Annotated in this window: 23 protein-coding genes and 1 pseudogene; 5 read left to right on the top strand and 19 right to left on the bottom strand. The window is 58.4% G+C overall.

Annotated elements, in window-relative coordinates; all coding sequences use genetic code 11:
• Positions 1 to 141: 141 nt before the first annotated feature.
• From ABQ278_RS12395 to ABQ278_RS12335, 13 genes and pseudogenes are all read right to left on the bottom strand, one after another.
• Complete coding sequence (locus tag ABQ278_RS12395; RefSeq protein WP_349319874.1) at positions 142 to 1,791, bottom strand: recombinase family protein; 1,650 nt, start codon at positions 1,789 to 1,791, stop codon at positions 142 to 144.
• Positions 1,788 to 2,078 (bottom strand): hypothetical protein, encoded by a 291-nt coding sequence (locus ABQ278_RS12390; protein ID WP_349319873.1) that lies wholly within the window; start codon positions 2,076 to 2,078, stop codon positions 1,788 to 1,790. The genes ABQ278_RS12395 and ABQ278_RS12390 overlap by 4 nt, the downstream gene beginning before the upstream one ends.
• A complete protein-coding gene (locus tag ABQ278_RS12385) occupies positions 2,075 to 2,260 on the bottom strand; it encodes a hypothetical protein (RefSeq protein ID WP_349319872.1) in 186 nt (61 codons plus the stop codon). Before ABQ278_RS12385 ends, ABQ278_RS12390 begins: the two co-directional genes overlap by 4 nt.
• A complete protein-coding gene (locus tag ABQ278_RS12380) occupies positions 2,260 to 2,982 on the bottom strand; it encodes a hypothetical protein (RefSeq protein ID WP_349319871.1) in 723 nt (240 codons plus the stop codon). Before ABQ278_RS12380 ends, ABQ278_RS12385 begins: the two co-directional genes overlap by 1 nt.
• Positions 2,979 to 4,667, bottom strand: a complete 1,689-nt coding sequence (locus ABQ278_RS12375; RefSeq protein ID WP_349319870.1) for a DNA cytosine methyltransferase — start codon at positions 4,665 to 4,667, stop codon at positions 2,979 to 2,981. The genes ABQ278_RS12380 and ABQ278_RS12375 overlap by 4 nt, the downstream gene beginning before the upstream one ends.
• A gap of 35 nt (positions 4,668 to 4,702) precedes the next feature.
• Entirely contained in the window at positions 4,703 to 5,056 is a 354-nt protein-coding gene (locus ABQ278_RS12370) for a hypothetical protein (RefSeq protein WP_349319869.1), read from the bottom strand.
• A 2-nt stretch (positions 5,057 to 5,058) separates the two neighbouring features.
• On the bottom strand, positions 5,059 to 5,595 hold the full coding sequence (locus ABQ278_RS12365) for a GapR family DNA-binding domain-containing protein (protein ID WP_349322161.1): 537 nt from the start codon (positions 5,593 to 5,595) through the stop codon (positions 5,059 to 5,061).
• Between the two features lie 96 nt (positions 5,596 to 5,691).
• Positions 5,692 to 5,865 (bottom strand): annotated as a pseudogene (locus ABQ278_RS12360) (DNA translocase FtsK); the annotation flags it as partial.
• A gap of 8 nt (positions 5,866 to 5,873) precedes the next feature.
• Complete coding sequence (locus ABQ278_RS12355; RefSeq protein ID WP_349319868.1) at positions 5,874 to 6,200, bottom strand: hypothetical protein; 327 nt, start codon at positions 6,198 to 6,200, stop codon at positions 5,874 to 5,876.
• Between the two features lie 2 nt (positions 6,201 to 6,202).
• Positions 6,203 to 8,611: a toprim domain-containing protein gene (locus ABQ278_RS12350; protein WP_349319867.1), complete on the bottom strand. Its 2,409-nt coding sequence runs from the start codon at positions 8,609 to 8,611 to the stop codon at positions 6,203 to 6,205.
• Complete coding sequence (locus tag ABQ278_RS12345) at positions 8,601 to 8,888, bottom strand: hypothetical protein (protein ID WP_349319866.1); 288 nt, start codon at positions 8,886 to 8,888, stop codon at positions 8,601 to 8,603. Before ABQ278_RS12345 ends, ABQ278_RS12350 begins: the two co-directional genes overlap by 11 nt.
• A 417-nt stretch (positions 8,889 to 9,305) precedes the next feature.
• Positions 9,306 to 9,698, bottom strand: coding sequence for a hypothetical protein (locus ABQ278_RS12340; protein ID WP_349319865.1), 393 nt, complete (start codon positions 9,696 to 9,698; stop codon positions 9,306 to 9,308).
• Positions 9,695 to 9,892: a hypothetical protein gene (locus ABQ278_RS12335; protein ID WP_349319864.1), complete on the bottom strand. Its 198-nt coding sequence runs from the start codon at positions 9,890 to 9,892 to the stop codon at positions 9,695 to 9,697. Before ABQ278_RS12335 ends, ABQ278_RS12340 begins: the two co-directional genes overlap by 4 nt.
• Before the next feature lie 162 nt (positions 9,893 to 10,054).
• Here ABQ278_RS12335 and ABQ278_RS12330 point away from each other — a divergent pair, with 162 nt between their 5' ends.
• The 5 genes from ABQ278_RS12330 to ABQ278_RS12310 all read left to right on the top strand — a co-directional run bounded on the left by ABQ278_RS12330 (position 10,055) and on the right by ABQ278_RS12310 (position 12,756).
• Positions 10,055 to 10,798, top strand: a complete 744-nt coding sequence (locus tag ABQ278_RS12330) for a helix-turn-helix transcriptional regulator (RefSeq protein ID WP_349319863.1) — start codon at positions 10,055 to 10,057, stop codon at positions 10,796 to 10,798.
• 99 nt (positions 10,799 to 10,897) lie between these two features.
• The gene (locus tag ABQ278_RS12325; protein ID WP_349319862.1) at positions 10,898 to 11,446 is read left to right on the top strand and encodes a helix-turn-helix domain-containing protein; all 549 of its coding nucleotides are present in this window, start codon (positions 10,898 to 10,900) and stop codon (positions 11,444 to 11,446) included.
• A complete protein-coding gene (locus tag ABQ278_RS12320; RefSeq protein ID WP_349319861.1) occupies positions 11,443 to 11,892 on the top strand; it encodes a hypothetical protein in 450 nt (149 codons plus the stop codon). Before ABQ278_RS12325 ends, ABQ278_RS12320 begins: the two co-directional genes overlap by 4 nt.
• An 85-nt stretch (positions 11,893 to 11,977) precedes the next feature.
• Positions 11,978 to 12,178 carry a hypothetical protein gene (locus ABQ278_RS12315; protein WP_349319860.1) on the top strand — a complete coding sequence of 67 codons (201 nt, stop codon included), beginning with the start codon at positions 11,978 to 11,980 and terminating at the stop codon, positions 12,176 to 12,178.
• A gap of 374 nt (positions 12,179 to 12,552) precedes the next feature.
• Positions 12,553 to 12,756 (top strand): hypothetical protein, encoded by a 204-nt coding sequence (locus ABQ278_RS12310; protein ID WP_349319859.1) that lies wholly within the window; start codon positions 12,553 to 12,555, stop codon positions 12,754 to 12,756.
• Between the two features lie 34 nt (positions 12,757 to 12,790).
• Here the strand turns inward: ABQ278_RS12310 and ABQ278_RS12305 are convergent, their stop codons facing one another.
• The 6 genes from ABQ278_RS12305 to ABQ278_RS12280 form a co-directional block, all read right to left on the bottom strand.
• The gene (locus ABQ278_RS12305) at positions 12,791 to 13,228 is read right to left on the bottom strand and encodes a hypothetical protein (RefSeq protein WP_349319858.1); all 438 of its coding nucleotides are present in this window, start codon (positions 13,226 to 13,228) and stop codon (positions 12,791 to 12,793) included.
• Positions 13,229 to 13,363: 135 nt separating this feature from the next.
• Positions 13,364 to 13,603: a hypothetical protein gene (locus tag ABQ278_RS12300; protein WP_349319857.1), complete on the bottom strand. Its 240-nt coding sequence runs from the start codon at positions 13,601 to 13,603 to the stop codon at positions 13,364 to 13,366.
• Between the two features lie 71 nt (positions 13,604 to 13,674).
• Positions 13,675 to 14,706 carry a contractile injection system protein, VgrG/Pvc8 family gene (locus ABQ278_RS12295; protein WP_349319856.1) on the bottom strand — a complete coding sequence of 344 codons (1,032 nt, stop codon included), beginning with the start codon at positions 14,704 to 14,706 and terminating at the stop codon, positions 13,675 to 13,677.
• A complete protein-coding gene (locus ABQ278_RS12290; protein ID WP_349319855.1) occupies positions 14,699 to 15,076 on the bottom strand; it encodes a phage tail protein in 378 nt (125 codons plus the stop codon). Before ABQ278_RS12290 ends, ABQ278_RS12295 begins: the two co-directional genes overlap by 8 nt.
• The gene (locus tag ABQ278_RS12285) at positions 15,073 to 17,496 is read right to left on the bottom strand and encodes a phage tail tape measure protein (RefSeq protein WP_349319854.1); all 2,424 of its coding nucleotides are present in this window, start codon (positions 17,494 to 17,496) and stop codon (positions 15,073 to 15,075) included. The genes ABQ278_RS12290 and ABQ278_RS12285 overlap by 4 nt, the downstream gene beginning before the upstream one ends.
• Entirely contained in the window at positions 17,493 to 17,624 is a 132-nt protein-coding gene (locus ABQ278_RS12280) for a GpE family phage tail protein (RefSeq protein ID WP_349319853.1), read from the bottom strand. Before ABQ278_RS12280 ends, ABQ278_RS12285 begins: the two co-directional genes overlap by 4 nt.
• Between the last annotated feature and the right edge of the window lie 2 nt (positions 17,625 to 17,626).

The following is a 17,626-nucleotide window of genomic DNA, read 5'->3' as shown; positions in this document are numbered from 1 at the left end:
ATAGCTACCACTTGAACGAAAAACAGGCGTGGACAGGAGCGTATCGCTACGGCGCGAAATGTCAATAAAGATAAGTTAAAACAATGCTCTACAAAACAAATGCGGACGGCGGCGGACGAAAAAGCCGCGTTTTCAGCTATCTCATAACCTGAAGGTCGTCAGTTCAAATCTGGCCCCCGCAACCAAAGACCCGCACACGGTGTGTGCCGGTGCAGGCTCATCAAGTAAAATCCTAAGCTTTCCTTGGATTACAGCTATCAGACCCCCAGCGGAAACGCCGGGGGTTTCTGGCTTTTGGGCGTCGGGATAAAGCGTGATCGAGTTGACCAGCTCACGCATCAGTTCGCCCATCACCGGAGAACCACCGTCGACACATGCGTGGATCTCGTCGTTTAGGCGCGTCAAGGCCATCTCATAGCGCTTGATCGTCTGAGGATGCAGTGCAGCGGCATCGAGCGGCGCAGGTTCGCGCTCGAATTCGGCCTTTGCTTCCTCGTATTCGGTCTGCTTGGCTTTCATCTCTTCGCCAAGCCGGCTGACATCGCCGACTCCGGCAATCAGCAATTCCATGATGCGCCGAATCCGGCCGTCGAGATCGGTGACCTTTTTTTCTAGCATGTTCCGCCGGCGCGCCGCTCCGCGTGCCAGTTCCTGCCGGGTCTGGTTATAGGCTGTAACGTAGTCGACCAGCATTTCAGGGTTTGTCAGCTCACTGCGCATCTTCTCGATCACGGTTTTTTCAACAGTGTCGAGATAGAAGGTGCGGGGATCGGGGCAGTGTTTCCCGTCACGATGGTTAGAACACATGATGCGTGGCCGCTTATTCCGTCCGGCGCCATAGGCAGACATGCCGCCGCCGCACGCTCCACATTTCAGGAGGCCTGACAGCAGCCGCTTAGGGCGCTGGGCGTGGCCGGTCTCTTGCCGGGTCATGACGCGGCCGGAACATATCGCCTGGGCGGCATCAAAGACCGCCTGATCGACTATGCGATATTGCGGAGCCTCTTTCACGATCCACTCTTCAGGCGGGTTCGTGCGCGACACGCGGCGGCCTGTGTCAGGGTCTTTTATCCAGCGGTTGCGATTCCAGACGATGCGGCCGGCATAGAGCTGATTACGCAGGATGCCTACGCCGGTCTTTTCCCAGCCATAAATTGTATTTCCCGCCCAGCCATTGCCGCGCGGGGATGGCAAGCCCTCGGCATTCAGCTCAACGGCGATCTTTTGCGGCGATTTACCGGCGACATAATCGGTGAAAATGCGGCGAACGACATCAGCCTCTTCCTGCACGATGATCGGCAGGCCCTTATTTGCCGCGTCCATGCGGTAGCCGTAGGACTTTCCGGAGGCGAGCAGGCCTTCACTGACCTTGCCCTGCATGCCACGTTTCGTCTTGTGAACGTTGTCTTCTCGGAAAAGCTGCCCGACCAGGCCTCGAAGGCCGATATCCATGGTGCTGGCCTTGCCTTCATGGATCGAAACGATGCTGATGCCGGCGAAGGTCAGGCGCTTGTGGATGCCGGCCATGTCCTCCATGTCGCGCGACAGGCGGTCGAGGTGTTCCACAATAACGACATCGAATTGACCGCGCTTAGCGTCGGTCAGGAGTTCCAGCAGGCCGTCACGCCCCAAAATCGATGCGCCGGACATGGCGGCATCGGAGTAGGCCCCTACAACGCTGAAACCGGCGCGGACGGCAAAGGCGCGCGCGACGGCTTCCTGATGTTCGATCGATTTCTCGTTCTGAAGATCAGTTGAAAAGCGGGAATAGATGACGGCGCGGTTGGTCACTTTCTTATGATGCTCAATAGCCTGTTGCGATAATCGATATCCGTCTCGCCCTCAGTGCGAGGGCACCCATACGCCCCTCCCCAATTATCTAACTGAAGGCCGGACATGAGCATAAAGCTGCCGTCCGGTTGATCGTCATGGAAGGCGTTGCCGCTACCATCATTGCCAGCTTCGGCAAGCGCCCATCCAGCACCATCATCTTTGATCACGGTGAGAAAGCGCTCTAAGGAATCAGCATGGTGTTTGTCGAAAATTTGTTCTACTTCGACCTTTTCCTTTTCATTCATGTCCGTCTCCTCATTGCCGCCTGATGATCCTCAAAAGCGGCCTGTCTGGCAAGCTCTCTGATCATTTTTCGCATGGCTTCCTTTGCCTGGGCGATTTGCTGGTCGCGCACGTCGATCAACGCCACGACATTGCTGTCATGGGAGGGTATAGCCTCATTTTCGTTGACCGGCGGCTTTTTCATTAGATACGCACATCCTCCGGCCGGAAGTGCTTGGCGCGGAGGCCTAGTGGCAGATTGATGCCGGTGTATGGGCCGGTGTGACCGCGTTCATAATAGAACCACGCGTGTTCCTGCGGCTTGCTGCACCTCGGATTATATAGGCCGAGCTGCATGGGCGCGCGTTCGCTACACGGCATGAAATATTTCAGGTTGCCGAGTGGGTTTTGATGGTGAAGCGCATAGCGGCCGGTGCTGCAAATGAAGGCCAGGCGGCACAAGACAAAGACGCGATCGCAGGTTTTTTGCGCCTGACGAACGAATTTCTCCGCCATATTGCCCAATTCGCCGTCAAAAGGCGGGTTGAAAATGGCGATGCTGTCATAGGGCGCACTGTCCGCCTCGAAGGCCATGGCGTCGGCTACCGGGTAGCCCTTGCCCCAATCGATGATATCGGACGGCCGGACATCGGAGAAATACTCGCCCAGGGGCACGGACATGTGGCCAAGGCCGGCACAGATGTCATAAACGACCATTGCCGGCGGGGTTTCCGGCCATGTCGGGAAGATCAGCGGGCACAGGGTTTCGACGGCCGCGCGGACATTCCACGGATGCGATGGGAAAAGCTGATGCTTATGGGCGAGGTCCATATAATCGGGCGTCAACAGGAGGTCGCCCTGTTGCTCGACAGGACCCTTTTTACGGCGTTCCGAGGATGCCGCGGATTTGAGTTTCGCGGCGGTCATGCGGCCAGCCTTTCCGTTTGGAACTGCGCCGCGTTGGGGCCGAAATTCGGCGCCGTCAGCACCTTCGCCATGATCGGGGACACGCTGTTGCCGATCCGGGCGATTTGATGGGTTTTCGGCAGACGGCCGAACTTCATCTTTCCGCTTTCGGTCTTATACCAGCACTCCGGATCAAGGACGTAGGTATCAGGGAAGCCCTGGGCGCGGGCCAGCTCACGTGGCGTGAGCATACGCATAGCGATATCGACCACCACATAGTCCTCGCCCTCGACGGTGACCATAACCAGCCCAAAGCGCTCTTTGGTAGTGACCGTGTGCAGAGGCTCATTGAGTGTCTGGCCGTTCGTCCGATTGCCATAGTATTTGACCAGATAGGCGTAGACCAAGCCCATATGCTGACCGCTGGCAGTGACGGTGTGAAGTGGTTCGCTGACCGGCTGGCCATGGCGATAACCGGTGCCGCGAAGCTTCACCAGGTGCGCGGTCACTAGCTGTTGCTGGGTGCCCTGCGCAGTGATGGTCGAGAGTGGTTCATTTAACGAACGGCCTGCGCCATCGTAAAAGCCGCCATTATGTTGCGCCATGAAGGCGACCACCTTTTCGGCGCGTTCGAGATCGACTGTTACCAGCGCCTGCTTACCCATGCCGTCGGCCGTGACAGTCGGAAGCGGTGCCTCGATGTCGGCACCTTTGGAATTGCCATACTGGCTGTCGATGTAAGCGAGTGTTTTGTCGGCACGTTCCAAGATCGGCGTGACCAAAGCGAATTCGCCGCCCTTGGCCGTAGTTATGGTGCGCAATGGTTCATCGATGCTATAGGCCGCGTTGCCGCCGCTGGTGTGGGTAATTGGAACGATGAACGGGCGGGGATTATTGACCACGAACTTGAAGAAACCGGCAACAATGCGCTGGTTGGTTTTATCCTTCAGGGGCGTATCGCGGTGAATGACGGATTTGCAGGGGATAGACCAATCGATACATTCGGCGGCCGTGCGGAATGGAAGAAGACGGCCGGATAGGACGCCGATGGAATTGGGCGCGCCGTGCGTAGGTTCTGGCCAGATGATCTTCAGGCCGTCGAATTGAGCGATCAGGAAAAGCCGTTTGCGGAGAGTAGGAGCGCCATAATCGCAGGCGCGAAGGGTGCGCCACTCAACTGAGGTGGCGCCGGCGGCGCGGATTTCGGAAACCCAGCGCTTGAACTCTTGGCCACGGCGATCAGGGCAAGGCACTAGGCCTTTGTGGCTTTCGATCAGCGGTCCCCACTGCTCGAATTCCTCGACGTTTTCCAGCAACAGCCCTTGGCGTATCTCACATTCGTTCGCCCATTTGACGCCGACATCGGCGAGACAGCGAATTTCCTTGCTGACAGGACGTCCGCCTTTGGCCTTCGAGAAATCTCGGCAGTCGGGTGACATCCACAGGATATCGATGGGCTTTCCGTCGCAGGCGCCGTTAGGGTCGAGTGTGAGAATGTCTTCCTGATAGTGCTTGGTGGCCGGATGGTTGACCGTATGCATGGCGATGGCGGACGCGTCATGGTTGGCCGCGATATCGACTATTCGTTCCATCCCCTGCTCAATTCCTTCGGATGCACCTCCGCCACCAGCGAAGAGGTCAACGATCAGGCCTGGTGCAGTTGCGACAACGGCAGATAAGGCGGTGGCGGCAAGTAATTTGCTCATTATGCAGCTTTCTTATTTTTGAAGATTTAGGGATTTCAGGCGGTTTGGATTTTGGGGAGGTCGATTTCGAAGGACGGCGGGCGGGGTTCCCAGCCGTCTTCCATCAGGGCGTCGCGGGCTTTGGTCAGCGCCTCGAGCGTGAGGCCGTACATGATCCGGCCTATGGAGCGCTCGGCGCCGTCAGGTGCGCGCATCAGGATCAGGACTTCGCCGGGGGCTTTTTCCTGATCGCCTTTGCGGAAGCCTATGCGGATCGGCGTCAGGCCGAAGCGGGTCAGCATCCGTTTCAGGGTGGCGACAGCGTTCTGGCTGAAGAGAAGGTCGTGCTCGGCAACGCAGGGGCTGTTCGGCAGGTACTCGACCACGGTTGAGATATCGGGGATGGCCATGCCTAAAGAGCCTCCCCGATCGATGCCGCGTAGAGCTCCAGCAGCTCGCGCTCTTCGCGCCGTTTGGCCGGGTCTTTTTGGAGTTCGGACAGGAGCTTGCGCATGACCTTCACGTCGAAACCTTCGCCCTTGGCCTCGTCCAGGACCTCTTTCAGGTCGCCGCGCAGACCGGCAATATCCTCCAAAAGGCGCTGGCAACGTTCGACCAGGGTGCGCAGGCGAGTTTGAGCGGCCGATGTGATGGCGTCGGCATCGGCCCCTGCGGCGGCGATTTCCTCGGTTGACATGCTGCTGGTAGCGATGCGCACGGCATTTTTGGCGGCGCAGTCAGGGCAGCGGTGCATGGTGCCAAGGATGGCTGAATATTGCTCATACCAGCCGATCGGCAGTTGTGCGGCGTTGCCGGCTTCCTCAATGTCACAACCGCTACAGGTGTAAATCGTGCCATCATCGGGTAGGCGTTCGACGGCCGGTGGAGGCGCGGGGGGAGGCGCTTCGGCTTCCGCCAGCGTTTCGGCATCCGCTGGTTTCTCTGCCACATCATCGCCTTCCCAAGGCGGCGTATCGTCGGCGGGGACTGACTTGGCGTGTGCAGCGAGCAGAGCGCCGGGCGTTAGATACTCGGTCGGTACATTGATGATCTTGCGCTTGCCGACATGATTGGCGGCGCTGACGATGCCGTCCGTCTCCATGCGCTCGATCAGGGCTGCAGCTGAGTTGTAACCGATCTGAAGCCGACGCTGGATGTAGCTGGTCGAAGCCTTGCCATCCGTCAGGACAATGTGTTTTGCCTTGGCGTAAAGTTCGTCGGGGGCGCTCATACGGCACGCCCTGCGACCATAGCCGCCAAGAACCCGACCGTAATTCCGGCCCAGAACCATAGCATCGCGATCTCCGCGATGCGGAAGTGCTTTGTGGTGCGGCTGGGGCCGCGCGCGCAAAGTTCGTCTTCCATCCATGGGTCGCTAAGGTGACCGATGTTCGTCGGCGGCCAAGACTTGCTTACGGTGTAGGTGATCTCGCCCGTTTTCAGCTTTGCGCTGATACCGGCGATCCAGAGCGGCACGCCACGCCATTCGTCGTATTTGCAGGTCATATTGGCCTCGACGGGCTGGCCGATGGTGAAACGTGTGGGAAGGCTCAATGTCAGGCTCCTTTTTTGGCCGCTTTGGCGGCTTCGGCGGTTTGGAATACCCAGCAGTGGACTTTCTTGCCGGTGATGGAATCGACCGTCTTGTCGTCAACGAATGGGCGGGATTTGGACGAACGCAGGTGCTTGCGCAGATCATCGAGCGGCGGGCAGGCATTGCCTTCGCGGCGGCATCGCGCTTCAAATTGCAGAAGGTTGATGGCGATCGTGTCGGGGTTTTTGGAGTGATTGAGCTGGTTCGGGTTGCCAGACGGATCGAGCGTCTTATCGCTAAGGGCGAACCACTCGTAGCTTTCCCAGAATTGCGACACGACGGGGTGGTCGCCCTGTATGAGCTGGTCGCGCGTCTTGGCGATATGCTCAATATGATCATGACCGGCCGCGATAATGGCGGGATCTATCTTCATGATGGCGGCGAGCGCATCGAGGCCAGCATGAAGCTGGGAATGGGTCTTGCGGATACGGTCGTTCCGGACCTTCTTTTCCGCCATCATCCGTTGAATATGAACCGGGAAGGCCTTGGTGAAAGCGTCAATCCATCTGTCTTCCTGCCGGATGATATGGATGATGCAGCCTGACAGCTCTTCCATCGGCCACTGTTCTAGCTTTTCCGCCGCCGCCTTGGTGGCTGGGGAATATCCTTCCTTGGTGAAGTTGAGGGACATAATCCGCTCCATCACCGCCTCGGTCGAATTGACCCCGAAATTCTGCATAATCACAACCGAAGCGCGGAAGCTCGGTTCGTAAGTTTCGTTGCCGCCGGTCGCCTTGCCGCGCGCCCTGACCGTGTTGCCGCCGTAAATGTCCTTCAGCTCGTCAAAATCGAACTTCTTGGCATGTGAGGCCTCCTGCCTGTCGCCTTCCATTAAGACAACGGGGAGGTTCGCGACCTTGGCCAGATTGCGGGATGTCGCGGCCAAGGTGGCTTTTGCGGGGTTGAAGCCTTCGTAGTTTTCCCGACCGCACATCTTCCACATCAGTTCAACCAATGTGGATTTACCGGTTCCCGGCAGACCGCACATTTCTAGGAAGCCAAGGCTTTTATGGAGTGGTTTGCCCTTGCGGATATGCTCGGCAAACATCGACATCACCCAATAGGTGAGGGTGACCAGGCCATTGCCGCGATACGCGGTCCAGAGGTAGGGGAACCAATCGGTATTAAAGCGCTCGGCGTCATATTCGATGTCGAGCTTCGGATCGGCCGAACGCAGCTTAAGCTGGCAGTCGCCAAAATCGAAATAATCCTCGTCGTTCACATCATAGATGCGCCCGTTTCTGACGGCGATATCGCCAAGCAGCCAAGCCTTGTTGTCGCGGCAGTAGCCGACGAAATCGACTGTCTGGATTTCCTTGATGTGCGGCCGCTGACGCTCCACGATCTTGTCAAGCTGGTAGGATGACCCTGTCCAAAGACCGGCGGTCGAAACATCCGCCAATACCTTGCGAAATTCACCGGCGCTTGTAATCGCGGCGGTGGCACACTTGCCACGATAGACGTGGTTGCTGTCTGACATTTCGACGCGCAGGAAGTAATGGCTTTCGCCAATGGCCTTGTCAGTCTGTTTGTAGAGAAGGCGAAATGCGCAGTTAGCGATCTCTGAAACGTTGGCGCATTTGCGGGCTGCGAATTTTTCGCTGACCCCTTCTTTGTTCATGGACTCGGCTATCTTCGTTTCATCAAATGTGGCCCACCATGTGCGGTTTTCATGGATGAAGCTGAAGCTCGACCATTTGTGTTTTTGCCACAGCAACAGCGCCTTATCGGTGGCGTTTTCAGCCAGAAGGACTTCGCCATTCCAGAGATAGTTGGCGAGGTCTTCCGGCTTTAGGCGGTCGCGGCGCTTAAGGTCATTCCAGTCATGCTTTTCAGTTTCGCCCTCTGGCCGAGGCTGCGCAGCCGTGGCGCGCCAGCCTTCGTCACGGGCCTGCTCAACGAATTTTCGGGTGTATTCGGTCCCTGCTTTTCCGATGTCATAGGCAAAAACGAGGCGCGGGCCGCGAACATTTAGGGCGGCACAGACCTCCTTCAGTTTGTGAAGGGCCTTTTTCGGATAGACGTTACACGACATCGTGGAAACGGCGTGACGGCTGGCGCCGGGTGCAACATCGCCCAAAGACCAGGCATCGAATATGCCTTCGGCAATCCATAAATCATCGGCGCGGGCTAGATCTTCCCATGACTGGTCTGGACGCTGCCACCACCAGCCGGACCAAGAGCCGTCTTTCTCGAAATGCGCCTTGCGATCAAAGCGCGATTCCTGATCGATCAGGCGCTCCCAATAGGTGCCGCCTGGCAGGGTGAAGCGGACAGTGGCCGACACCATGTTGCGTTTGTAATCGCGGAAGGTCTCCTGACGATACGCACCCTTCATGCCCGTCAGGTTCAGGCCACGCTTATAAATCATATAGGCGTCGGCTGAGGCGTTCGGGTCTTGCTCTGTCGGCTGATATCGAGTTCGACCAGCTCTCAAACAGATCGCGGTATTCGTCTTTTACGTCGATTTCATAGCCGCAACGATTGGAGCGGCCACACCGCACTACCCACGGATTGTCCCGGCGGGTGAAGAGTTCTCGCTTTTTACAGGACGGGCAGCGACCTTGCTGCATCCACGCGCCCTTGGTCTTGAAGCCGAAATCGCTTTCAAGCCGCGCTTGGACGTCTTCTAAAATGTCGGGAGCCATAGGCATCGGTCAGGGCATCTTTCAGGTGGTCCGGCATTCGCCGGATTGCAGGCAAGGCGGTAGCGTGCGCGCTTTGCAGCGCGTCGTTTGGTCGGGTGTGTGGGGCGGGTCAGTTAGCGGGCGTGAAGGTCAGGAGGCGGGGATCGGTCTTTGAGATTGAGGTGCGGCACCTCGCCGGGGAAACTGCCGAGCCGGGACGGGGTGGTGGTCCTGACGTAGGACAGGTGCGCCGAGAAACGCAGCAAGCACGCCTCATTTCGACAGCGATAGTTAAGCTGCCTGACAAGTGGGCTCATATCCTCGGAGTAGCGGGCATGAACGGCGCCACCGCATTTTGGGCAGGTGAAAGCAGGGGAGCGGCCGCCTATCCACTTGCGCCGTTCAGTTTGAATTTCAGGTTGTTCCATATATTCCCCCTTACGCAGCATCAGAATCACGCGTTTTACTCAGGCCGAGCAAAACCGCCCGGAAGGTTTCGAAATTTTTGAGGGCGTAGCGGCGCAGCTCTTCGCGGACGTGCATGCCCAGATCGACGCCGACCAGCTTTTCAAGGCACGTCCAGCCGAACGTGATCAGAAGTTCCTTGTCGAGCGCGCGATCGCGCTGCAAGGCCTCCGCGCCCTTGATCAGGCGCATAAAGGGATTGTCGCGGACGCCCTGAAACTCTTCTGGCAAGGTCGCCGCGGTTGCCTTGATGGCCGCTTTTTTCAGCGGGCCGAGGTCGGACACCTTGGGGTTGGTCAGGCGGATGGCCTGGGCGATCAGATCGAGCCAGCGGCCTTCGTCGCGAGAGGTGATGGGCAGGCTCATGCGTGCCTCACCATTTCGACAGGTTCACGTGAAGGCCAGTCGTTCATGCAAACACCGCCCAGGGTATAGATCTCGATCAGTTGACGGGTCTTGCTTGACGCCGGCACAAAACGCCTGTGTTCCGGAGGAAGAATATTTCTTTCCAGAACCTGTTGTTTGACGCCAATAATTCCGGCGACGGCGGCAATGCTCATGCCTCGGTCGTCACACCACATTTTCAGCGGCGATCTGTACGCAGGCTTAGGGGGTGGTGGAAAGGTATGGGTCAGTATCATTGGTCTCACCAGAATCGGCACAAATTAGCCATTCAGGTGATTTGGTGTAAATTACAATGGTAAATGCGTTATTAACACAGAATGTACACCGTTTCTTACACATCTTCGGTGCGCCACAATCCGATTATGACAAACATTTTCGGTATCAGTGACGCGGACAAAGCCAATCTGGCAAAGGCTTACGGGAAGGCTTTAAAGCGTCTTCGTGGCCTCGCGGATATGTCCCAGCAAGAAGTGGCGGACCTGACGCCCTATACCCAGCAGACCATCCAAAGATATGAAAAAGGGACCGGCTTTGGCTTCTTGGACGTTGAAACGCAAGAGAAGGTTTTGCGGGCACTTGGGTTTACTCTCGCCGATTTGGAGAAGCAGGTCCAAGCTTTAGATGAGCCTATCGCGCTGGCCGTTTCAACTCCGCCGTTGCGGTTGTCGGTCCAGGTCGAAACCGAGGCGAGGTTAGGCGATGAAGGATATAATGTTTATGAAAGCAACAGGGTTGCGGACTTTGACTTAGAGTCCGCACTGGGTGCTGACACCCGCCTGTTGCAGGTAGTCAATGAAGATGCCGTTCCCTACGCCGAGCCGGGCGGGTTCGTGATCTATCATCTGACCAATGCGCCGCGTCGAAATCAGGGCGTGGTCATCAAATTGAAAAATGGCGTTTTTATCATTCGGAAGTATCTGCGCACCACAGCGTCACATATTGAAACAACGCGCCTAGAGCAGAAAACGCTTGAGGGCGAAGCGTGCTATGTTGAGGTGCAGCATAATATCCCGTTATCCGAGGCGCGTCGCCCGTACCCTATCACCCTGCGGGGCGATTGATTCTGTGTAATGTGTAAATTACACAATTTCTATTGACGGAATTACACGCGTAAATTACACATTCAACCCATGGCAAATCACGCCATGGGAGAATGCAATATGTCCGCAACTGAAAAGAAGACGCCGCACGCCATCGATTTGCAGGTTGGCGCCAATATCCGCCAGCGCCGCCGCGCGCTGAAAATGTCGCAAGAGACACTGGCGCAAGGCGTCGGTATGACCTTCCAGCAGATCCAGAAATATGAGCGTGGCTCGAATCGCGTGTCCTGCTCGGTGCTGGTGCAGGTGGCTGAAACCCTGGGCGTTTTGCCCGCAAGCCTGTTGCCTCAATCGACGGGCGCCGTCACGGCTTTCACCGCCGACTGGTCCGAGCGCGCGCGCCTGGTCTACATGACGTCGCCGCGTCTCTTCGACGCCATCGCCGCGATGGATGACACCGAGCTGAAGGCCTTCACGATCGCCGCCGAACTGATCACCGGCCGTCAGAAGCGTCGGCTCGCCGCCGTGCCGAAGGTTGAGCGCTATTCGCTCGGTGACGCCGATTGCGATGATGACGCCGGCCGCGATGCCAATATCTTCCGCAACACGCGCCATGACGATGATGACGAAGACGAAAGTGCCGATGTTCAGCAGTTGGCGGTGGCGTGATGGGAACGGTTGTCGATCTTTCCAAGCGCCGAGCCGCCAGCCCGACGCGTACCTATGGTGTCAGTGACACGCCGTTTGTCATGCTCGCGGGCGCTGACGGTACTGCCGAACAGTCGGCCTCTCACGCGCCGCCTTCACCGGTGGCGACCGCCGCGAAGTTGCTGGCACGGGCTATCCTGTGGGCGCGGGATCTCACGCCACGGCAGAAACTCGAAGCGCGTTTGTTGCGCCAAACCCTGCTGGCGCGGAGCGAGGCGTTTCAAAAGATGTGGCAGGAGAAAGCCGATCTGGCGGCGCTGTCGGTGGCGGCAAGGATCAAGCCGCGTCCGGCCTTGGCCATCACAGGCCGTCGCTACCGTCACGTCACGCTCTGGCCCTGGCTGCTAGTAGGCGTTGTCGTCGCCATGGCGATCGCCGTCACGCCCGTCGTGTGGTTCGGGCTGTGAGAACGCTCTCTCCGCTCGGCTGGGTTCTCCTCGCTTGCGGCCTTTTTGGGGTCGCTGTCATCGTCCTTCTTGTCAAGGTGCTCTCATGATGAACAAGATGATAGGCTCTTTTGGGCCTTATTGTATTTTCCAGACGCGCGAGGGCATTTTCGTGCGGTTAGAGACATTGACCGAAGATCCGCGTCGTCCGGGCAAGCCTAAACGCACCTATCGCACCCTCAATACCTTGCCGGTCGCCAGTCGAGAGGATGCGGATGATATCATCACCCGAGCGATGCTGCAATGAGCGCGAGCCTTCCCCGTATCTATTTAGAGCAGGAAGAGAACGCACAGCTCATTCGGGAAAGCTCAAAGCATGGTCCGCTGGCTTGTAGCTTCGGCGGCGGGCGTGTCTGGCTCGCGTATGATGATGAAGGCAAGCTTCGGTCGTCTTGGGCCTTGCCACTGCTGTCTGAGTGGCGAGGCTACACCGTCAGCGACGGCGCCGGAATTTAGGGAGATCTGCCCGCCCTTTACGCGTCCTGTTCCGGCGGGGCGAGTTGTCTTTAGGTCTCTAAAAAGTGTTAACAGCTTTCGCGTAACGGTTTACCATTTGGCTTGACTCGCGCCCCCTAAAAAGAGAACAAAGGAGGAACAAATAGAGCTCGAAGGGGACAAGAAATGAATGCCATCAACCTGACCGATGTGATCCATGCCGCAACTTACGTCAAAGATGTTACGCATGCGCTGAGCATAGACTTGCGGCAGCTTGCGGCGGTGGCCGCGATAGATGTGCGGCATCATCTGACCGTGGCGGCGGCTGCGGCCGAAGCGGCTTCGGAAAGGGCAATGCTGATCGTTGAAAGCACAAGGGAGGTCAACTAGCGGGCAGAGGCCTCGCTCGGTGATTTGGGCGGGGTCAGTCCCACAACTGGACTATCTTATTCTCTGGCACCGCCTCTTTTTCTTTGTCGGTCAAGGAGGCAAGGCAAGCTTCATATTTTTCAGTTACGTTTTTCTTGTTACTATTAAGAACAACGTTTGCGCCGGCTGATGGCTTTGCATCAAATTTAGACTTAAGCGCACCATACCTTCCCGCTGCCTCAAGGAAGGCAGGACATTCGCCAACTTTCATAGTCGAATATATGTCAGTTTGACCGGTTGGCGTTAGATAGCCAGGTATATTCTTTACGGCGCATTGCTCAACAATATTTGCCGATACGCCCGTCTCAACGGCTTTCTGACATGTGTCGGCCGTCGCTTTAACCGCTACCAATTGCTGACGAACTGTCGCTTCATCGGCAAGGGTGGGCGTCGCCAACAACAACATGACTGCGTATAATACGGTCTTCTTCATGGTAGTCCCCAAATGTGATTTGGTTGCGTTCATGCCGTAAATCTTTCTTAATTGCAATCTAGACGAAATGCCGAAATCAAAAAAGCCCCGGTGCATAAGCGCCGGGGCTTTTATATTCAGTGGACGGACGCGGGCCTATTCGGCGGGCGTGAAATCCACATAGTATTTTTCGCCAACGGTGAACTTCCCGATCAATTCGGGGTTTGCCACCATGATTTCCACCTTGGCCGAGGGCGAGAACTTGGCATAGGTATTGTCTTCGTCCGAGCCATCTTCCGGGTAGCGGCTGGCGGCTACGGCGTTGAAATTCAGTTGTTCCGAACCGGTATATTTCGTGATCGAGTTCAGTTGCAGTTTTGCGCGCATCTTCGGCATAGTCGTCTCCTAAAACTTCCCCTCAAATCCATAATCGCTGCCAGCAGGGGAAACCGGTAACGGGAAGGGCGTCAGGCCTTGGCGGCCGCCTCCAGCGATAGCCGGGTCGAAAGCGCGCCGTTGCCGTCCATGCTGTGCGACGTCTCGATCACCAGCCAGTCGATAGCGTTGACCTCGGCTTTCCATCCGGTGAGCCTGATCGGCCTATCGGGAAAGATATCCGGTCGGCCCAGCGCCAAGGGGAAGCTCATGGTGGCCTTGCCGCGTTCCATGCGCCCCTGTTCGGCTTCGGCGGCCGTTCGGGCATCGGCCTCGTTGGCATAGACTTTCCGCAGGAGCTTGGCCTTCGGCTCTGCCGAGCCGCCCACCACAACCGTCTCCTGCTGGTTGGTGGCCTTATTGTGCCACTTGGCCTCGACGCCGTCATAGGTGCCGCGATCTGGCTCTGAGAAGGTAAAGCCGGGGCTGGTCTGCTTCCGGTCGATCGTCTCGGTGGGGATGGCCTTGCCGCCGGGGCTGGCGCTCTTGCCGATAGGCGAAAAGATCAGGGTTCCGGATTTGACAGTGGCCACAGCATCGAAGCGTTTTCCCAGTAGCTTGAGCAGGGCGGCATCGCTCTTGGCAGTATGGCCGAGCGCCGGAATCACCTTCGCGCCTAGATCCGCGTCGATGCTGAGTTTCAGGCCATTGTCGGCGGCGATGGCGGACATGATGGTTTTGACCGTCTGGCCGACAAAGCTACGCTGTTTCCGCACCTTGAAGGTGTCGGTGAAATCGGCTGAGCGGGCGCGAATGGTGATGATATCGGGCGGGCCGGACAGGCTGCGCTCATCCACCTTAAAGGTGCCCTTATAGACCAGGCCCTGCGGCAGTCCGGTGCCACGTTCCCAGCCCAGCCACACCTGAAGCACCACGCCCTTCTTCGGCATGGCCACGGTGCCATCGCGGTCATCGACGCGGATCTCCAGCTCATCGGCCTCATTGCCGCGCTTTTCCGTCAGGGTGAGGGCCAGCAGGCGCGGATTGATCCGGTCGGTGATATCCTTGTCCGCCTGCTCGACCTTCCATGCGGCCTTCGGCAAGACGCTCGGCTGGCTAGTCATCAACGCGCTCCAGCTCGAGCGTGAAATCCGCCTTGCGCGGCACACCGTCGATCAGGAATTCTGATCGGTTCTCATTGAACGACAGGATGATCCATTGGCCCATCACGTCTCCGGTGCCGGAGATCAGGGTGTAGCTAAGCCCCTTACTGCCCATCGTGCGGATCTGCTCGATCGAACTGAAGGTGCCCGCAAAGCCGGGGTATAGCGCGCCGGTGAGCGTGATCTTGTCGTCGCCGGGGCCGACAAACTGGACAGCGTCGCGCGCGCCGAAGCGCTCCGACTTAGCGAACTTCCATGCGGTGGCGCGCTGAAGCTGCTGATATGGCAGGGTGCCGATTTCAAAAATGAAATCCTCGAGCGCTAACATCATGCGTCATCGTCTCCATAGCTGGCGCGGCTAGTGGCATTCGCCTTGTCGAGGACGTTCTGCACGGCGTTCTCGACGGCCGTTTGCAGCTCGGTGACCGATTGACCGGGCTGGGCGTAGATGTTGATGGTGATGCCGCCCATATGCACCGCCGCTGCACCGCTTGCGTGGCGCGCGGCCGGCAGTTGCGAGGCCGTGATGCCGCTGGCGCTGGCGGCCAGTGATGGCGTTCCGGCCGTGATCGCCATGGCGCCTGCCACACCGGCCGCGAGATTGCGCGCCTGGTTGAGAGGGCGCTTCACCGATCGGGCGATGCCGATATTCAGGCCCTCGGTGATATTTTCACCGAAGCCCATGAAGACGCGTGACGGGCTGTGGATCTCGGCCTTTTGCTTAAAGGCATTGATGCCCGCCTCGGCCGCGCCTTTCAGCACCTTGCCCAATGGCCCCAGCATGAAGACGATGCCGTTGATCAGGCCTTGGATGATGTCGCGCCCCATGGCCGCCCAGTCGATGGTTTTCAGCCAGTTGATCACCGGCATGATGCCCGAAATGATCGCGCCCAGGGGGGTGAACTGCAGAAAGATATCGAGCGCCATTTTCAGTCCGGCCGCCAGCGGGGCCTTGATCTTGTCCCATATGCTGCCAAGGAAACTGATCACCGCCATGATGGGCGCAATGATCGGCTGTAAGGCGGTCATCAGATAGGCGGCGGCCGCGCCAAACCCTGCCTTGAGCGCGTCCCAGTTCTTGATGATCCATGGCACGGCGAAGGCCAGCACCGCGACCAGGGCGACAATGGCCAGAATGATCGGGTTGGCCATCAGGAAAGCGCCGGCCGTGGCCATGGCCCCGCCAAAGGCGGTGGCGGCGGTGCCGATGACGGCGAAGTTCCCGGCCAGCAGCGGACCGGCCACGCTGACAATGCGGGCGATGACGCCGATCTCCTTCAGCCAGCGATAGGCCTCGATGGCTTGTGTGATCGGGCCGACAACAGAGCCAAAGGCAATCCGGCCGGCGCCAAGGGCCAGATTGAAGGCCAGAAGCGCCACAACGCCTTGCATGATCATGGCGGTGAGCTTGGGATTCTTTTCCGTCCAGGCGGCGACCTTGTCGGTGACCGCAAGCACCTGCCCGGTGATTTTGACCAAGGGCGGCAGGAGCTGGGAGCCCGCGGTTATAGCCAGCCGCTGCAAATCACCCATCAGGGCGCGCGCATTGGTGCCGGCGCTTTGCGATCGCACAGCAAAATCGGCATCGACCGTTCCGACCGCCTGCATGGCATTGGCGCGGATCTTGCGATATTCGTCCATGTTGGCGATCAGAGGCCGCAAGGCCTGCTGGACCTGCATATCGCTAAACAGGAAGGCGAGCTTTGACATATCGCCGCCGGTGGCCTTGGTGGTCAGCTCGGCAATGGCTTCAAGGGGCGTCTTGCCCTCGGCATAAGCCTTCTTCATCGCTGCCGGCAGATCGACGCCAAAGTCCTTGAAATTCTTGATCGTGTCCTTGGTGTTGATCTTGGCCAGCAGGTTCTGCACGTTGTTGGCGGCCGAGGCGGAATTGCCCGCGCCTTTACGGGCGATCTGAAGCGCGGCGGAGAGGTCAGCCACCGCGCCGATGCCGCTCTGACCCAGACCTTGCGCGGCGGCGGTCAGGGCCGGGAAGTACATCGCCATGTCCTTCAGCTCAAACGCACCGTCCTTGCCCGATCTGGCCATGGCGTCGAGGGCGAGGGAGGTCTGGTTGAGCGGGACTTTCAGGTTGTCATAGACGGCGAAGCTGGCCGCCGACAGAGCGTCCAGTTCGGCGCGATAGGCGGTGGCAGCCTTGCCGATGGGCGCGATCATCGCTGCCGATTGTTGCGGCGTCATACCAAATCCGGCCAGCGTATCGACGCCCGCGCGCAGGTTTTCTGGCAACTGGTGGGCGTCATGTGCTGCCGCGAGAATGTTCTTTTGCAGGCGCCCGGCGGCATCGGCCGACAGATTGGCCTTCTGCTGGATATCGATCATGCCTTCGCCAAAATCAGACGCGGCTTTCAGATCGAGGAAAAGGGGCGCGGCGATCGCACCGGCCGCCATCAGGTTGCCGCTGCCTTTCGAGCGCGCCTGATCGCCCGTGGCGCGGGCCTTGGTGATGCGGCCCATAGAGGCTTTCTGGGCGTCGATCTTGCGGGTGGTGGCGGCGATCTGGTCGGAGAGCTGCTTTTCGCGCTCGAACATGTCACGGGTGGCGACACCGGCCGCGCCCATTTCAGAGCGCAGGTCCTTCAGCTCGTTGCGTTGCAGGCGGGCGGTATCGGTGAGCTTGCGTAGGGCGGTGGAACTCTGGCCAGATGCGCCCGTCACGGTTTTGAGGAAGGTCGAGAGATTGCCGACGCCCTGAAGCACAACGGAGAGGGCTAGGCGTCGGTCACTCATTTGTCTTTAATTCCGTTCATCAGGTTGTAGCGCTTGATGGCCCCGGCGTGGTGTTCCATCAGTTCTTGGAAGGTCATGGCGCACATGGTTCCCGGCGACCAATGGAAGATGGCCGCCAGATCACGCATGA

The sequence above is a fragment of the Asticcacaulis sp. MM231 genome, assembly GCF_964186625.1.
Lineage (GTDB): Bacteria > Pseudomonadota > Alphaproteobacteria > Caulobacterales > Caulobacteraceae > Asticcacaulis.
Note: the sequence above shows the minus strand (reverse complement) of the source record. Positions and strands in the feature narration are given on the sequence as shown.

Excerpts from the sequence above, each read along its gene's own strand:
- ABQ278_RS12390 (WP_349319873.1), bottom strand. The coding sequence starts at position 2,078 with ATGAATGAAAAGGAAAAGGTCGAAGTAGAACAAATTTTCGACAAACAC.
- ABQ278_RS12385 (WP_349319872.1), bottom strand. The coding sequence starts at position 2,260 with ATGAAAAAGCCGCCGGTCAACGAAAATGAGGCTATACCCTCCCATGAC.
- ABQ278_RS12380 (WP_349319871.1), bottom strand. The coding sequence starts at position 2,982 with ATGACCGCCGCGAAACTCAAATCCGCGGCATCCTCGGAACGCCGTAAA.
- ABQ278_RS12375 (WP_349319870.1), bottom strand. The coding sequence starts at position 4,667 with ATGAGCAAATTACTTGCCGCCACCGCCTTATCTGCCGTTGTCGCAACT.
- ABQ278_RS12370 (WP_349319869.1), bottom strand. The coding sequence starts at position 5,056 with ATGGCCATCCCCGATATCTCAACCGTGGTCGAGTACCTGCCGAACAGC.
- ABQ278_RS12350 (WP_349319867.1), bottom strand. The coding sequence starts at position 8,611 with ATGATTTATAAGCGTGGCCTGAACCTGACGGGCATGAAGGGTGCGTAT.
- ABQ278_RS12345 (WP_349319866.1), bottom strand. The coding sequence starts at position 8,888 with ATGGCTCCCGACATTTTAGAAGACGTCCAAGCGCGGCTTGAAAGCGAT.
- ABQ278_RS12340 (WP_349319865.1), bottom strand. The coding sequence starts at position 9,698 with ATGAGCCTGCCCATCACCTCTCGCGACGAAGGCCGCTGGCTCGATCTG.
- ABQ278_RS12335 (WP_349319864.1), bottom strand. The coding sequence starts at position 9,892 with ATGAGCATTGCCGCCGTCGCCGGAATTATTGGCGTCAAACAACAGGTT.
- ABQ278_RS12330 (WP_349319863.1), top strand. The coding sequence starts at position 10,055 with ATGTACACCGTTTCTTACACATCTTCGGTGCGCCACAATCCGATTATG.
- ABQ278_RS12325 (WP_349319862.1), top strand. The coding sequence starts at position 10,898 with ATGTCCGCAACTGAAAAGAAGACGCCGCACGCCATCGATTTGCAGGTT.
- ABQ278_RS12315 (WP_349319860.1), top strand. The coding sequence starts at position 11,978 with ATGATGAACAAGATGATAGGCTCTTTTGGGCCTTATTGTATTTTCCAG.
- ABQ278_RS12310 (WP_349319859.1), top strand. The coding sequence starts at position 12,553 with ATGAATGCCATCAACCTGACCGATGTGATCCATGCCGCAACTTACGTC.
- ABQ278_RS12305 (WP_349319858.1), bottom strand. The coding sequence starts at position 13,228 with ATGAAGAAGACCGTATTATACGCAGTCATGTTGTTGTTGGCGACGCCC.
- ABQ278_RS12300 (WP_349319857.1), bottom strand. The coding sequence starts at position 13,603 with ATGCCGAAGATGCGCGCAAAACTGCAACTGAACTCGATCACGAAATAT.
- ABQ278_RS12295 (WP_349319856.1), bottom strand. The coding sequence starts at position 14,706 with ATGACTAGCCAGCCGAGCGTCTTGCCGAAGGCCGCATGGAAGGTCGAG.
- ABQ278_RS12290 (WP_349319855.1), bottom strand. The coding sequence starts at position 15,076 with ATGATGTTAGCGCTCGAGGATTTCATTTTTGAAATCGGCACCCTGCCA.
- ABQ278_RS12285 (WP_349319854.1), bottom strand. The coding sequence starts at position 17,496 with ATGAGTGACCGACGCCTAGCCCTCTCCGTTGTGCTTCAGGGCGTCGGC.
- ABQ278_RS12280 (WP_349319853.1), bottom strand. The coding sequence starts at position 17,624 with ATGCGTGATCTGGCGGCCATCTTCCATTGGTCGCCGGGAACCATGTGC.